This is a genomic window from Atopobacter phocae ATCC BAA-285 (assembly GCF_000526675.1).
Taxonomy (GTDB): domain Bacteria; phylum Bacillota; class Bacilli; order Lactobacillales; family Aerococcaceae; genus Atopobacter; species Atopobacter phocae.
This window is the reverse complement of the sequence record NZ_JAGN01000017.1, coordinates 1-14760: the sequence shown is the minus strand read 5'-3', so window position 1 is coordinate 14760 and position 14760 is coordinate 1. Positions and strand designations below refer to the sequence as shown.

Here is a 14760-nt window from a genome sequence, read left to right as displayed (position 1 = left end):
GAAATGTGTTATAAAGTAAAATAGAGGTGTAATAGACAGAAAAGGAGAAAATAAATGAAAAGAGTATTGGAAGTTTGTGCGGGAAGTGCTGAAGATTGTATGGTTGCCGAACGAGGTGGAGCTGATCGAATTGAGTTAAATAGTGCACTATCATTAGGTGGTCTTACACCGACAATTGCGACGTTAGAACGGGCTAAATCCTCAACGACAATTCCAATTATTTGTATGATACGTCCTCGAGGTGGCGGTTTTTATTATCAAACAATTGAAAAAGAAGTGATGTTACATGATGCAGAGAAACTATTAGAAGCAGGAGCAGATGGGTTAGCATTTGGAGCACTGACAGAAACAGGCGAACTGGATCAATTGTTTGCCCAACAAATGGTTGATTTGATTAAAAAACATCAGAAAGAGAGCGTATTTCATCGAGCATTTGATGTCGCCAAACAACCAGAAAAAGTAGTGAATCAGTTAATTGAGTTGGGAGTTCATCGAATTCTAACTAGTGGACGACAATCTAGTGCATTTGAAGGAAGAACTTACTTAAATCAATTAATTCAGTCAACTAATGGGCAAATTGAAATTTTGCCAGGAGCGGGACTAACTGAAGACAATATTGAGGTATTTTTAAAAGATGTTCCTTTAGCTACACAAGTTCATTCAAGTTGTAAAGGTTATTGGGAAGATCCAACAACGATTGGCGAGAACGTATCGTATGCTATTGATGGAACTGCTCGTATTCAAATTGTTAGCGAACATCGCGTTCGTTCTTTAAAGGATTTATTATAAAAATAAAGTGGAGAAACATTCATTAACTGAATAGTGAATATTCGATTATTTTTTAAAAAAATATGTCTTAACTTAAATATATTATCGACTAAAATAAAAAAACATCTCAATCGATTTAAATCGAGATGAGATGTTTTTGTGTAATAAAAATAATGAGAATGTTTTTGCTTTATTTGCGCCATTTGATGGGGATAAGCATTGGAACCCGTTGTTTGTATGTTTCCCACTCGTTATATTCAGCCATGTGATCTTCGAGTAAAGGAATTGATACTTTTGTGAGAACAACGGTCATTAGTAATGGCGAAATGGCTAAAGCGATAAAGTAAATTAAATGAACGGAGTTAGTTAAGACTAACGTTAAACTACATAGATATAAACCAATCCATATAAGAATTTCACCAAAGTAATTAGGATGACGTGTGATTGACCACAATCCAGTTTGAAGTAGTGTGCCAGAACCACGTGCGATGTGACGTCTTAATTGTTCATCACCAACTACTTCAAAAAAGAGGCCAACGAATGCAATAACCAATCCAACATATACAATAAATGAATGATTCATTCCTGTATAAAAAGTGTTGTATTTAATAATAGAATAAGCAACTGAACCAACTAAAAAGTTGATTAAACCTTGTGCCATAAATACTCTAAAGAATGCAATGATGACTACTTTATCGCCCCATTCTTTTCGCCAATTAGCATAGCGGAAATCTTCAGGTTTCCCCCAGTTTCGTTTAATTAAACGTACTGACAAACGAATTCCCCAAACCGAGATAAACCCAACAATAATATAAGATAATAAAGTCGGTTTTGCAGTAGTCATTAAGGTAATCCAACTCCCACATACAAATCCAAGGCCCCAGCCCATGTCGACAATCGAGTTGTCTTTGACAATAGTAGCGATAATAAAGATTCCAGTGAAATATAGCAATGTAAATAAGAACGAAACGAGGAGGCCATCAAGACCAATTCGAGTTCCTCCATATGTAGCTAGTAATAAGATAGATATAAATAATAAACAATAGATTACAATTCTTTTTTTATCCATAAATGCTCCTTTATTCTGTAATTAATGCGATAGCGACAGTACCTAATCCGGCACTCATTGCAACAATCGGTGAAATTTCCATAATATAAGCGGGTGCTTGTCCAATTAATTGAGTATAGAATGTTTCAAACGCTTGAACTCTATCCCCACCATTCGCGTGAACGATGGCATATTCTTTAATTTGTCCTTCTTGCATCATACTTTTGACCAAGCTTTGTATTTTTTTAGTATTACCATTAATACTGAAAGTTTTTCCAATGACAATGCCATTACCGTCCTGGTCAATGGATACAACCGGTTTTAAATTAACGACATCTGCCGCAAATGCTTGAGCTTTACCAATTCGTCCGGATTTTAGCATGTACTTTAAAGTAGGTACACTAACAAAAATTTTCGTTTTTTTGATACTTTCTTTTACACGTTTGACTACCTCTTCAAAAGTATAACCAGCATCAATTGCTTCAGCAGCAGCTTTAACAACTAATCCTTGTGCTCCTGAGTTTTGTTTAGAATCAATAATCTCAATTTGATGCTGTGCCAATTTGCCTTGTTTATTTGCTTTAACTAATGTTTCGTATGTGCCACTCATCTGACTAGATACAGTGATTGCAATAATCGATGGATAATGTTCAGCTAGTTCAGTTAGAACTTTCTCAGCTTCTTTCACAGTAGGTTGTGATGAAGAAGGATAATCCGTTAACTCATCCATTAATTGATAAAAATATTGAGGCGATATGGTTACTTTATCTAAGTAATTTGTTTGCTCAATAATTAAATTTAATGGTAGTAAATGAATTTGATATTGATCCATCAATTCCTTAGGTATGTCAGCGATGGAATCAGTTAGTAATGCAATGGGATGTTTCCGGCGATGAATACTTTCATATTGTCTTTTCATATCATCCGCTTTTTGAAAAATAATAGTACCGAATGTTTTTGGTATATCGAATAATTTTTCGGGATGATTGGTATGAATGTGAATTCGAATTTTTTGAGTATGACCAATAATAATTAAGGAATTTCCTAATGATTGAATGGCGGATTTAATTTGCTGTTTATCCAGTGAAGTTCCTTGCAAAATCCCTTCAACACAATACCGATAATTTTCATCGAAATCTTCGTGTGCACTTACCGGAAATGGAAGAGTGTTTATATCATTTGTTGAGTTATCTGGTAGGTGAACATGGCCTGTTTTTATATAAGACAGCATCCCTTGGATAAAATATAATAAGCCTTGAGCACCGGAATCAACAACATTAGCATCTTGCAATGCTTTCAATTTTGAAGTGGTCTCATTTAAAGAAACAGTTGCGGCAATGATGGATTGTTCGAGTAGTTCTTCAAAAGTAAGTGATGTCGGATCCATCGATAGCAATGCATCTGCCCAATCGCTAATGACAGTAATGATAGTCCCTTCTACTGGTTGAGAAATAGCTTGATACGCATATTGTTTAGCAGATTGAATGGCTTGTATAAATGACGACAGACTAATCGTCGATTCTTCATTTATCGCCATATAAATACCATTGATTAACTGAGCAAAGATAATTCCTGAATTTCCTCTTGCTCCCATTAATGCGGCATCTGCGATTGATTGTAAGGATTCTTTTGGTAAGGAACTAGGTTGTGCATTATCAATGATTGATTGCATTGTAAAAGATAAATTACTACCTGTGTCGCCATCAGCAATGGGGAATACATTGATGCGATTTAAAACTTCTCTATGATCAATAATTTCATATGCACCAGAAAGAAAGGCTTGATAAATTTGTTGCCCGTCTAAATGAGTCAATTGATTTTCTTTCTTCATAAAAACACCTCTAAAAATTATTTGAACCAATTTAAAAGATAAAAACTAATCCATGCGGTGATCGCATTAATAAATGTGCCCCAAGTAATATCAATTAAGGTCACATTTAAAGGCCAATCTTTTAAAGTAGCTAAGTTGGTTAAGTCAAATGTCGAATAGCATAATAAACCGAAAAATCCACCGGCTAGTAATGCATATTGCCAACTTTCCTTTTCAATTGCAGGATGAATAGCGAAAAATACGAGACCAGCAATAAAAATTAAGTAAAAAATAATCGCAGCTATCCAATTAGTTTTTTCTGCCATTAAATGACCGATATTATTTCGGTAAAGATTGTTAGCGATAAATACGAGCCAAACGATATCGATCGCAAAAAAGACAATAAATGTAATGATATATGCACGAATATAATGCATAGTATATTCCTCCTTAAATTTGACGAGAGTAAAGTAAACATAGTGATGAGATGAAGCGATGCGTTTAGTTAAAATAGTAAAAACGAGAGAGGTAAATGGTAATAAAAGTGATAATAGCAAATACAAACTAAATAAATGACGGAATATATAGCATATTCTAGTTTAATTGTACGCTTCTTAACAAATGTTTGCAAAGAAGACGACGCAAAAGGATATGAATTTATTTCTTTAAATAGGAGCTAATTTATAAAAAGGAAGAAGTTATTTAAGTAATTGAAGACTATTCAGATTTCACACTAGTAATTTTTCAATGAAATTGGTATGATATAAATTAAAAATTTTACTATTATTAGAAGTTTAGGGGGTATAAATGAAGAAAGAAAAGGAAGTTTTGCGTCAACAAGTTAGAGAATCTTTAAAACAATTTGATCAAATTGAACGACAACAGGTTTCTCATTTATTGCACCAGCAACTTATTCAGTCATCTATTTGGAAAGAGGCACAAGTCATTGGCACGTATCTTTCATTTTCGACAGAGTGGGATACAAGAGAGTTAATTGCCCAAGCATGGAAGGAAGGAAAGAAAATAGCTATTCCAAAAGTAAATCCTAAACAAAAAACAATGACTTTTCACTTGATTGACTCATATCAACAAGTTGAAAAAAATAAGGTGGGTAGTTTTTATTTAGAAGAGCCCATTGTTGAGAAAACATTCGAATTATCTTCAATGGAGATAGATGTAATGATTGTGCCAGGACTAGCTTTTTCGTACAATGGCGACCGTTTGGGATATGGCGGTGGATACTATGATCGTTATATAGCCTATTTTTCAAATCAAACAATTGCTTTAACACATAGTACCCAATTATTTTCTAATATTCCAACTGATCATTTTGACCAAGTAGTGCAACATATTGTGACTGAAAAAGGGATTCTTTTATAAATTGAATTTTTTATTTTAATCCATCAATCTTTTTATAATTTATGATTGACAAAAAGTGTCATAAGCGTATAATTTAGTTAACATTTATAAAAATAGTTCGTATTTAGTGTTTTTAAGAAGCGGTAACAGACGAAATGTTTAATAATAATGAATGAAAGAAGTGGAGGATGTAAGTGTGAATTATTTAAAAAAACGCATTTTAAAAGATGGTGAAGTCTATCCTAATAATGTGTTAAAAGTTGATTCGTTTTTGAATCATCAAATTGATCCTAACGTTATGAATGAAATAGAACGTGATTTATTTGATTATTTTAAAAGACAGCCGATTACTAAAATTTTAACGATTGAAGCGAGTGGAATCGCTCCAGCAATTATGGTGGCTAATCGTTTCAATGTGCCAATGCTTTTTGCTAAGAAACAACAACCTTCAACAATGGCACGCGATGACCGGTATCAAACGTTAGTTCACAGTTATACGAAAGATGTGACGAGTGAAGTGATGGTCTCTAAAAAATATTTAAATGCTGAAGACCATGTTTTAATTATCGATGATTTTCTTGCGAATGGAGAAGCGGCACGTGGTTTAGTAGAGTTAGTTCGACAAGCTGGAGCAACGGTTGCAGGTGTGGGAATCATTATTGAAAAGTCATTTCAACCCGGTCGCCAGCAATTAGAAGATGCGGGAGTGGATGTTTATTCCATTTGTCGGATCAAATCATTAGAGAATGGACGCGTTGAATTTATGGAGGAAGAGGGCGAATAATGAATACTAATAATGCAAGTGTTAAAGAAAAATTTAGCCAAGAATTGAACGAAATGAAAGATACTCGTTATATTATTTTAAGTATTCAACATTTGTTAGCGATGTATGCAGGTGCAGTTATTGTACCTATTATTGTAGCAGGCGCGTTAAATATGACAGTGGCGCAAACAACCTATCTTGTAGCAGCAGATATTGTAATGTCAGGAATCGCTACTTTTCTACAAGTATATCGAGGAAAATATATAGGAATAGGACTACCCGTCGTATTAGCTTGTACATTCACAGCAGTATCACCGATGATTCAAATAGGATCTGAACATGGATTAGGTGTGATGTATGGAGCTGTTTTCTGTTCAGGATTATTCGTATTCTTATTAGCACCATTTTTAGCTAAATTGAATCGTTTCTTTCCACCTATTGTGACAGGTAGTGTAGTGACTATTATTGGAGTAACGCTTATGCCAGTTGCGTTAAATTATGTGGCTGGTGGACAAGGTTCAAGTGATTATGGTGATTTAATTCATCTTGGCATTGCATTTGTAACATTTGCAATTATTTTAATTCTTTATCGTTTTACAAAAGGTTTTATCCATTCAATTTCTATATTAATTGGTATTTTAGTCGGTACAGTATTAGCAGGGATGCTAGGTTTAGTTGATTTAACACCAGTATATGAAGCTAGTTGGGTTCAAATGCCCGTTCCTTTCCATTTAGCTCGTTTTGAGTTTGAATGGACTAGTATTTTGACTATGACGATTGTTGCATTAGTATCTGTTATTGAATCTACTGGGGTATACTATGCGCTAGGAGATATTACTGGTAAGACAATTGGTGAACAAGATTTACGACGTGGCTATGTTTCAGAGGGATTAGCTGTTATGCTAGGCTCATTAATGAATACTTTCCCTTATACAACATATTCTCAAAACGTTGGTCTTATCCAATTATCAGGAGTAAAAAAAAGAGCCGTTCTATTCAATATGGTCGTCTTAATGATTCTTTGTGGCTCGATTCCAAAAATAGGTGCACTCGCAACTATCATTCCGCCAGCTGTTTTAGGTGGAGCGATGGTATGTATGTTTGGTAGTGTTTTAGCATATGGAATTAAGATGTTAGGACAAGTTAAAGAAGATTCACCAAACAATATTATGATTGTGGCTTGTTCTGTTGGGATTGGCTTAGGTGTAACCGTTGTGCCAGAAGCTTTTGCACAACTTCCAGCATCTATTTCTTGGTTAACAAGCAGTGGTATTGTTTTAGGAACTGTAACAGCCGTTGTATTAAATGCTTTCTTTAACGGAATTCAAGATCAACGAGCTGCTTAATAATGAGTAGTTAATGCTGATAGAGCGAAACAACATTAAAAGCTATTGAGGTAATATTAAAATAAAAAGGCACACGGTTAACGCTTAAAAGTTAATCGTGTGTTTTTTCATTAAATTTTTTTCATTCTATTAATTTAAATGAATTTCTTCTTTTAATTTAGGAGCATGTGAAATAGTATCAATGACAGGACATGTTTTTTCAATAAAATCAACAAATGCCTCAATTTCTTCTTTAGTATTATCTGCCTTAATATGATAAATAGATTTCAATTCTGATAACCCTACTTTTGCTTCTGGATTTTTCCCTAGAAAACCGTCTGTATCTAGAATTCCACTAACTTCAACTGTAATATCCTTTAAATGAATATTGTGTAATTTTGAAAAACTTCGAGCAACAATTATTTTACAGCCACCTACTGCTGAAAGCATTGCTTCAATAGGATTCATTCCCTGATTTGTTCCACCTAATTTTTCGGGTTCATCCATAATAAATTCAAAATCACGTACATGACTAACTACCTTCATTCCATCAACTGATACAACACGAGCCTTCCTTTCTACATTTGCCACATAAATCCCTCCCGCTAAATAGTATCTACATCATAACACAAAAAACGCTTTCAAAAAATTGTATTGGAGGGTTTTTATTAAAAATGATAAAGTTTATATATTAGATGATTTTTGATTAATTGTGCTAACATATAAAATGAATATATGGAATAGATTAGTGAGGGATAAAAATGATAGAAGACGCAAAAACATTGGTTCAGATAACTATGGATAAATTATTGAATTATATAAATGAAAAAGATATTCAATCAGGTGATCGTTTACCTAATGAAATACAACTATCTAAAATTTTGAATGTAGGGAGAAGCACTGTTAGAGAGGCAGTTAAATTATTAGAATCAAGAAATATTTTAGAAGTAAAGCATGGATCAGGAACATACTTAAAAAATAAAGATGGTATAATAGAAGATCCTTTAGGGTTTCTTAACGTTAAAAATTCGCTAAAATTAACACAAGATTTATTTGAATTAAGATTTTTAATTGAGCCAAGGATGGCAGGTTTGGCTGCGCTTCATGCTACCAAAAAACAAATTGAAGAAATGGAAAATTTAGTGCAAAAAATTGAATTTTTTTTAGAGGAAAATGATCCTAGACATTTAGAGTTAGACATAGAATTACATAAAAAAATTGGAGAAGCTAGTTCTAATGTTGCGATGAAGCATTTAATTCCCGTATTGATACAGTCAATAGCATTGTATAATGATTATTATACAGATGAAAAAAGTAAAGAATCGACCATTATTACCCATAGGGAATTAATAAATGCTATTAAAGAAAGAAATTCTATTAGAGCTAATGATGCAATGATTGTTCACTTGACATTCAATCGACAAAAATTATTTTAAACAATAAATTTCAAAAGAAGCAAACAGAATATAAATTATCCAAAAAAAGATAATTTGTATTCTGTTTGCTTTTTCAATACATCAGATGAATATATTGTTCTTATCAAAAAAAACATTTTTTAACTTAATATTGAAATGTTAAGTTTAAATGGTATACTTAAGTCATCAGATGACTTAAGCGCTTTCTAATGGAGGGGTATAAAATGTTTAATCAATTAAAAGAAAACTATATTTTTGCAGTGATTCGTGGAAAAAATGTGCAAGATGCAGTAAATATAGCAAAGTATGCAATAAAAGGAGGTATAAAAAATATAGAAATTACTTATACCACACCTAATGCAGAACTAGCTATTGAAGAATTAACAAAGTTATATAGTGATGACAATAGGATAATAATTGGAGCTGGAACAGTTTTGAACGAAGAACAAGTTAAAACATCAGTAAATGCAGGAGCAAAATTTATAGTAAGCCCACATTTTTCTAAAGACATTTTAAGATTGTGTAACAAACATGGAATAGATTATTATCCAGGTGCATTAACTCCTAATGAAATTATATATGCATTCTCACATAATGTTAAAATGATAAAAATTTTTCCTGGATCTATTGTAGGACCTAGATATATTAACGATATACATGGGCCATGTCCGCATATCAGAATGATGCCTAGTGGAGGAGTAACTTTAGAAAATATAAAAGATTGGAGACTAAATGGAGCGGTTTGTGTAGGGGTAGGAGGTGCATTGACCAAAGACATAAATGAAAAAGGTTATGAAAGTGTAAAAATTAATGCTAAACAATTTATGGATGCTTTAGAAGGATAGAAAGGGTTGGAAAAAATGGAATTTATGAATGTAGATTTTATGTTAGAAAATCAAAAATCAAAAGTTCTATATGAAAAAGTAAAGAAAACACCGATATTTGATTTTCACTGTCATATTAATCCAAAAGAGATATATGAAGATAAAAATTATAAAAATATCGTAGATTTGTGGCTAGGTGGAGATCATTATAAATGGCGTTTAATGAGATACGCGGGAATAGATGAAAAATATATTACAGGGAATGCAATAGCAGAAGAAAAATTCCAAAAGTGGGCTGAAACTTTGACTTATGCTTTTGGACATCCACTTTATCATTGGAGCCACTTAGAAATGTTTCAATTATTTGGAATTAGAGAAAATTTAACACTAGATAATTGGAAAAGTATTTATGATCGAATGAATAGAATAATTGTAGAAGAGCAATTCAGTCCAAGAAAATTATTAAAAAAAGCTAATGTTAAATTTATAGGTACTACAGATCATCCTTTAGATGATTTACAGTATCATGAAAAATTAATTAAAGAAAATTATGAGGTAATAGTTGCGCCGACTTTTCGACCGGATGAATTGTTTGTAGAACATAAAAATTTCAATAATTTTATTTTAGAACTTTCTAAAAAAACTAATATTGCAATTGATGATTATGATTCGTTAGTTCAAGCAATAGATCAAAGAATACGTTATTTTAAAAAAATGGGGTGTCGTGCTGCTGATCATAGTATTGAAAAAATTGTTTATCAAGATATGAATAAAGATCAAATAAATATGGTATTAAAAAAGGCTATTAACAATGAAGTTTTAACTGAAAAAGAAATTAATGGATGGCAAACGGCTATATTAAGAACTTTACATAAAATTTATACTGAAGAAAATTTAGTATCTCAAATTCATTTTGGAGCAATTAGAAATAATAATTCTAAAAAATATTCATTATTAGGAGCAGATTCAGGATTTGATTCAATATGCGAGCAAATTGATTTATCAAAAAATTTAAATAAATTTTTAAATAATTTGTTAGAAAATGATATATTACCTAAAATTATTTTTTATAATTTAAATCCTTCTTTTAACAAAATATTGCCTAATACTCTAGGAAATTTTCAAGACAATCAAGAGAATGTAAAAGGAAAACTTCAGTTTGGAGCAGGATGGTGGTTTAACGATACTGAATATGGAATGAGACAACAAATGCTTTATTATTCTGAAGAAGGTATCTTGGGAGAATTTATAGGCATGTTAACTGATTCAAGAAGTCTATTATCATATCAAAGGCATGATTATTTTAGACGTATTCTTTCTTCATTAATTGGAGAGTGGGTTGAAAAGGGAAAAATTCCAAATGATGAGCAACTATTAAATCGTTTTATGCAAAAAATATGTTATGAAAATGCAGAAAGATATTTTTTAGGAGATGAGTGATGTAAATGGAAATGACATTTAGATGGTATGGAAAAGATGATCCGGTAACATTAGATAAGATTAGACAAATACCAGGAATGAAAGGGATTGTAACTGCAATCTATGATGTTCAAGTAGGAGAAGTTTGGCCTACAGAAAAGATTAAAGTATTAAAAGATGAAATAGAAAAAAAAGGATTATCTCTTTCTGTAATTGAAAGTGTCCCTGTACACGAAGATATTAAACTTGGTCGAAAAACTAGAGATAAATTAATAGATAATTATTGTCAAACAATACGTAATTTAGGAAGTTTAGGAATTAATACAGTATGTTACAATTTTATGCCGGTTTTTGATTGGACCCGAACGAATCTATCTTTTGAATTATCGGATGGCTCAAATGCTTTAATATTTGATGAACAAGTAGCTAAAAAGATGAATCCAATTAGTGGAGAACTTCAATTACCAGGATGGGACTCTAGTTATACGAAAGAAGAATTAAGTGACATTATAAGTGCTTATGAAGATGTATCTCATGAGGAGTTATGGAATAATTTAAATTATTTTTTGGAAAAAGTGATTCCCGTAGCTGAAGAATCTAATGTTAAGATGGCAATTCACCCAGATGACCCACCTTACGATATATTTGGATTGCCAAGAATTATAACGGGTAAAAAAAGTATAAAAAAATTATTCGATATGTGCCCTAGTCCAAATAATGGAGTGACTTTGTGTGTAGGATCATTTGCATCAGATCCATCTAATAACGTTATTGATATACTTGAATATGCTCTTGATAAAAATAGAATTCATTTTGTTCATGCGCGAAATATTTTATTAAAAGAAGGTAAATCTTTTGAGGAAAGTGCGCACCCTAGTGAATACGGATCGATAGATATGTATGAAGTAATTAGATTACTAAGTGATTATAATTATAAAGGACCAATTAGACCAGATCACGGAAGAATGATTTGGAATGAAACGGGACGACCAGGTTATGGATTGTTTGATAGAGCATTAGGTGCGACATATTTACATGGATTGTGGGAAGCGTGTTATAAAAGAAAAAATAGGGGGAAATAATTATGCAATGGACATTTAATTTTAAAGATAAGGTAATAGTAATTACAGGAGCAGGAGGTGTTATATGTGGAAATTTAGCTGTAGAGTTTTCGAAAATGGGAGCTAAAGTTGCATTATTAGATTTAAATTTAGAAGCAGCAAATAATTTTGTTGATGTAATTAAAATGAATAATGGAATAGCAAAAGCGTATAAGACAGATGTTATGGACAAACTAAATTTAGAAGAAGTAAAAGAAGAAATTAATAATGATTTAGGAACAATTGATATTTTAATTAATGGAGCAGGGGGAAATAATTATAAAGCAACTACAGATAATGAATATCATATAGAAGAAAATTCTAATATTCGAACTTTTTATGATTTAGACATAGAAGGTATAGAATTTGTTTTTAATTTAAATTATTTAGGTACTTTACTGCCATCTCAAGTATTTTCAAAGGACATGATTGGTAAAGAGGGAGCTAATATTATTAATATTTCAAGTATGAATGCTTTCACACCATTAACCAAAATTCCTGCTTATTCAGGTGCAAAATCAGCAATCAGCAATTTTACTAAATGGCTGGCTGTTTATTTTTCAAAAGTTGGAATACGGTGTAATGCAATCGCACCAGGATTTTTAGTAACTTCCCAAAATAAACAACTTTTATTTAATGAAGATGGAACTCCATCGAATAGAGCTAAAAAAATATTAAACAATACGCCAATGGAACGATTTGGAAAACCTAATGAATTAGTAGGCGCTGTTTTTTTTCTAGCAGATGAACAATTTTCTAGCTTTGTAAATGGAGTGATTTTACCTATCGATGGTGGATTCAGTTCATATTCTGGGGTCTAAATCTTTCCTAAATTAGAAAGAGGATGATGATGATGTATAAAAAAAATAATATATTAGTTTTTGGGGAGCCTATGGTTGTTTTTAGAGCATTAGAAGAGGGTGATTTAGAGGACGTAACATCATTCATGAAAGGATTAGCTGGAGCTGAATTAAATGTTGCGATTGGTCTATCTAGACTTGAACAGAACGTTACATATTTCAGTAAAATTGGCTCAGATTCATTTGGACATTATATAGTAGATCATTTAAATAAAGAAAATATAGATACTCACCTTATAACAAAATCAGAAAATCACCAAACAGGAGTAATGTTTAAAAGTAAAAAAACTTATGGAGATGCAGATACCATCTATTATCGTCAAAATAGTGCTTTTTATAATATATCAGATATTGATTTAAAAAATTTAAAAGTAAAAAATTATGGATGGCTTCATATTACCGGTATACCTTTAGCTCTTAATAGCAAGGTTCGTTCTTTGTATATTGACGTTATAAAACAAGCAAAAGAAGCAGGATGCTATATAAGTTTTGATCCTAATATTCGACTGACATTATGGGATAGTAAAGAGCTAATGATTGAAACAATTAATCATGTCAGTCAATTTGTAGATTATATTTTACCAGGAATTGAAGAAGGTAAAATACTTGTCGGAACAGATAAACCTGAAGACATATGTGATTTTTATTTAAACAAAGGTGTGAAAGCGGTTGCTTTGAAATTAGGTCCACAAGGAGCGTATGTTAAAGATGAAAAATTACTTACGGGAACATTTGTGGCAGGATACGAAGCAAAAGAAGTGATAGATACTGTAGGAGCGGGTGACGGATTCGCAGTAGGTTTTATCGATGGGATTTTGAGAGGATTAAATTTATTGGATTCGACAAAGCAAGCTTGTGCTATTGGTTCTTTACAAGTTCAAAATGCTAGTGACAATGAGGGACTTCCAAATAAGAAAGAGTTGGATGTTTTTCTAAGGATAGAGGGGGATATAGATGAAAAATAATAAACGTTTTACTAATTTTTTGATACTATTCTTATGTTCTTTTATTTTAGGAGCTTGTTCTAATAAAGACTCATTACAGAATGTTTCAATAAGTCAAAAAATAGTTCGAGTTGCACATGGTCAACCTATTAATCACCCAGATCATATAGCAATGTTAAAATTTGCAGAACACATCAATGAACATTTAGGTGATAAGTATAAAGTTGTTGTCTACGACAATGGTTTACTTGGAGATACAAAAAATGCTTTAGAATTAGCTCAAACAGGAGCAATTGATTATGTAATAAGTTCCACTTCAAATTTAGAATCATTTAATAATGCATATGGTTTGTTTAGTTTACCTTACTTATTTATAAATGAAAAAGCCTATTTTGACTTTATGAATTCTAAATTAAGCGAAAGATTATATAATTCTACTGAAAAATCAGGACTTCGAGCTGTTACTTGGTTTAATGCGGGAAGTAGAAATTTTTATGGGTCAAAACCCTATACAACTCCCGAAGATTTAAAAGGAGAAAAGATAAGAGTTCAACCTTCTCCACTTAATGTAGCGATGATGAAAGCACTAGGTGCAGGAGCGGTTCCTATGTCTTTCGGAGAAGTTTATACAGCGTTACAACAAGGTACAATAGATGGAGCAGAGAATAATGAATTAGCTTTGAATACTGTTAAGCATGGAGAAGTAGTTGATTTTTATACTTATGATGAACATCAAAGACAACCTGATATGTTAATAGCAAGTACTCGATTTTTAAATTCTTTGAATTCAAGTGAACGAAAAATATTTAACGAAGCCACTGAATTAGCGCATAAAACAGAATTAAGGGAATGGGAAAAAGCTGTTTTAAAAGCAAAAGAAGATGGTGAAAATATGGGTGTTAAATTTGTAGAAGCAGACATTCCAGCTTTTCAATACAAAGTAAAAAAAATTCATAAAGAATACTTAAATGCTGAAAAAAATTCTCTAGTTTATTATGAAGAAATTGAAAAATTAAATAATGAGCATAAATAGGAGGATAGAAAAGTCAAGTCCATAATCTTGTGTAAAAGTTTCTAGTACAATGTTCTATACTCTCTTACTGGTTAAACTTGATATACTTTCTT

The 14760-nt window shown here is 31.8% G+C and carries 15 protein-coding genes; 11 read left to right on the top strand and 4 right to left on the bottom strand.

What is annotated here, in order from left to right; genetic code table 11:
* Positions 1 to 54: 54 nt before the first annotated feature.
* Positions 55 to 789 (top strand): copper homeostasis protein CutC, encoded by a 735-nt coding sequence (locus L866_RS0104075; RefSeq protein ID WP_025729410.1) that lies wholly within the window; start codon positions 55 to 57, stop codon positions 787 to 789.
* A 169-nt stretch (positions 790 to 958) separates the two neighbouring features.
* Here the strand turns inward: L866_RS0104075 and L866_RS08530 are convergent, their stop codons facing one another.
* The 3 genes from L866_RS08530 to L866_RS0104060 are packed head-to-tail and all read right to left on the bottom strand — an operon-like array spanning position 959 to position 4063.
* Entirely contained in the window at positions 959 to 1837 is an 879-nt protein-coding gene (locus L866_RS08530) for a DUF1295 domain-containing protein (RefSeq protein WP_025729409.1), read from the bottom strand.
* A gap of 10 nt (positions 1838 to 1847) precedes the next feature.
* Positions 1848 to 3647, bottom strand: coding sequence for a DAK2 domain-containing protein (locus tag L866_RS08525; protein WP_035446114.1), 1800 nt, complete (start codon positions 3645 to 3647; stop codon positions 1848 to 1850).
* A gap of 17 nt (positions 3648 to 3664) precedes the next feature.
* Positions 3665 to 4063 (bottom strand): DUF2177 family protein, encoded by a 399-nt coding sequence (locus L866_RS0104060; protein WP_025729408.1) that lies wholly within the window; start codon positions 4061 to 4063, stop codon positions 3665 to 3667.
* Positions 4064 to 4433: 370 nt separating this feature from the next.
* On the opposite strand from L866_RS0104060, the gene L866_RS0104055 reads away from it, so the two are divergent.
* The 3 genes from L866_RS0104055 (at position 4434) to L866_RS0104045 (ending at position 7094) form a co-directional block, all read left to right on the top strand.
* Positions 4434 to 5006, top strand: coding sequence for a 5-formyltetrahydrofolate cyclo-ligase (locus tag L866_RS0104055; protein WP_025729406.1), 573 nt, complete (start codon positions 4434 to 4436; stop codon positions 5004 to 5006).
* A gap of 175 nt (positions 5007 to 5181) precedes the next feature.
* Positions 5182 to 5769, top strand: coding sequence for a xanthine phosphoribosyltransferase (locus L866_RS0104050; RefSeq protein WP_025729404.1), 588 nt, complete (start codon positions 5182 to 5184; stop codon positions 5767 to 5769).
* Positions 5769 to 7094 carry a nucleobase:cation symporter-2 family protein gene (locus tag L866_RS0104045; protein ID WP_425387349.1) on the top strand — a complete coding sequence of 442 codons (1326 nt, stop codon included), beginning with the start codon at positions 5769 to 5771 and terminating at the stop codon, positions 7092 to 7094. Before L866_RS0104050 ends, L866_RS0104045 begins: the two co-directional genes overlap by 1 nt.
* A 129-nt stretch (positions 7095 to 7223) precedes the next feature.
* Here the strand turns inward: L866_RS0104045 and L866_RS0104040 are convergent, their stop codons facing one another.
* Positions 7224 to 7664: an OsmC family protein gene (locus L866_RS0104040; protein WP_025729401.1), complete on the bottom strand. Its 441-nt coding sequence runs from the start codon at positions 7662 to 7664 to the stop codon at positions 7224 to 7226.
* 170 nt (positions 7665 to 7834) lie between these two features.
* On the opposite strand from L866_RS0104040, the gene L866_RS0104035 reads away from it, so the two are divergent.
* The 7 genes from L866_RS0104035 (at position 7835) to L866_RS08520 (ending at position 14668) form a co-directional block, all read left to right on the top strand.
* On the top strand, positions 7835 to 8509 hold the full coding sequence (locus L866_RS0104035) for a FadR/GntR family transcriptional regulator (protein WP_035446110.1): 675 nt from the start codon (positions 7835 to 7837) through the stop codon (positions 8507 to 8509).
* 203 nt (positions 8510 to 8712) lie between these two features.
* The gene (locus tag L866_RS09460; RefSeq protein ID WP_025729397.1) at positions 8713 to 9333 is read left to right on the top strand and encodes a bifunctional 4-hydroxy-2-oxoglutarate aldolase/2-dehydro-3-deoxy-phosphogluconate aldolase; all 621 of its coding nucleotides are present in this window, start codon (positions 8713 to 8715) and stop codon (positions 9331 to 9333) included.
* A gap of 15 nt (positions 9334 to 9348) precedes the next feature.
* Entirely contained in the window at positions 9349 to 10752 is a 1404-nt protein-coding gene (uxaC, locus tag L866_RS0104025; protein WP_025729396.1) for a glucuronate isomerase, read from the top strand.
* A 5-nt stretch (positions 10753 to 10757) separates the two neighbouring features.
* Complete coding sequence (locus L866_RS0104020) at positions 10758 to 11813, top strand: mannonate dehydratase (RefSeq protein WP_025729394.1); 1056 nt, start codon at positions 10758 to 10760, stop codon at positions 11811 to 11813.
* 2 nt (positions 11814 to 11815) lie between these two features.
* Positions 11816 to 12652 carry an SDR family oxidoreductase gene (locus tag L866_RS0104015; RefSeq protein ID WP_025729392.1) on the top strand — a complete coding sequence of 279 codons (837 nt, stop codon included), beginning with the start codon at positions 11816 to 11818 and terminating at the stop codon, positions 12650 to 12652.
* Positions 12653 to 12684: 32 nt separating this feature from the next.
* A complete protein-coding gene (locus tag L866_RS0104010; RefSeq protein WP_035446116.1) occupies positions 12685 to 13656 on the top strand; it encodes a sugar kinase in 972 nt (323 codons plus the stop codon).
* On the top strand, positions 13646 to 14668 hold the full coding sequence (locus L866_RS08520) for a TRAP transporter substrate-binding protein (RefSeq protein WP_035446108.1): 1023 nt from the start codon (positions 13646 to 13648) through the stop codon (positions 14666 to 14668). Before L866_RS0104010 ends, L866_RS08520 begins: the two co-directional genes overlap by 11 nt.
* Positions 14669 to 14760 lie beyond the last annotated feature (92 nt).

Coding starts and splice junctions, on each gene's coding strand:
- L866_RS08520 (WP_035446108.1), top strand. CDS start 13,646: ATGAAAAATAATAAACGTTTTACTAATTTTTTGATACTATTCTTATGT.
- L866_RS08525 (WP_035446114.1), bottom strand. CDS start 3,647: ATGAAGAAAGAAAATCAATTGACTCATTTAGACGGGCAACAAATTTAT.
- L866_RS0104010 (WP_035446116.1), top strand. CDS start 12,685: ATGTATAAAAAAAATAATATATTAGTTTTTGGGGAGCCTATGGTTGTT.
- L866_RS0104045 (WP_425387349.1), top strand. CDS start 5,769: ATGAATACTAATAATGCAAGTGTTAAAGAAAAATTTAGCCAAGAATTG.
- L866_RS08530 (WP_025729409.1), bottom strand. CDS start 1,837: ATGGATAAAAAAAGAATTGTAATCTATTGTTTATTATTTATATCTATC.
- L866_RS0104055 (WP_025729406.1), top strand. CDS start 4,434: ATGAAGAAAGAAAAGGAAGTTTTGCGTCAACAAGTTAGAGAATCTTTA.
- L866_RS0104015 (WP_025729392.1), top strand. CDS start 11,816: ATGCAATGGACATTTAATTTTAAAGATAAGGTAATAGTAATTACAGGA.
- uxaC (WP_025729396.1), top strand. CDS start 9,349: ATGGAATTTATGAATGTAGATTTTATGTTAGAAAATCAAAAATCAAAA.
- L866_RS0104060 (WP_025729408.1), bottom strand. CDS start 4,063: ATGCATTATATTCGTGCATATATCATTACATTTATTGTCTTTTTTGCG.
- L866_RS0104035 (WP_035446110.1), top strand. CDS start 7,835: ATGATAGAAGACGCAAAAACATTGGTTCAGATAACTATGGATAAATTA.
- L866_RS0104075 (WP_025729410.1), top strand. CDS start 55: ATGAAAAGAGTATTGGAAGTTTGTGCGGGAAGTGCTGAAGATTGTATG.
- L866_RS09460 (WP_025729397.1), top strand. CDS start 8,713: ATGTTTAATCAATTAAAAGAAAACTATATTTTTGCAGTGATTCGTGGA.
- L866_RS0104020 (WP_025729394.1), top strand. CDS start 10,758: ATGGAAATGACATTTAGATGGTATGGAAAAGATGATCCGGTAACATTA.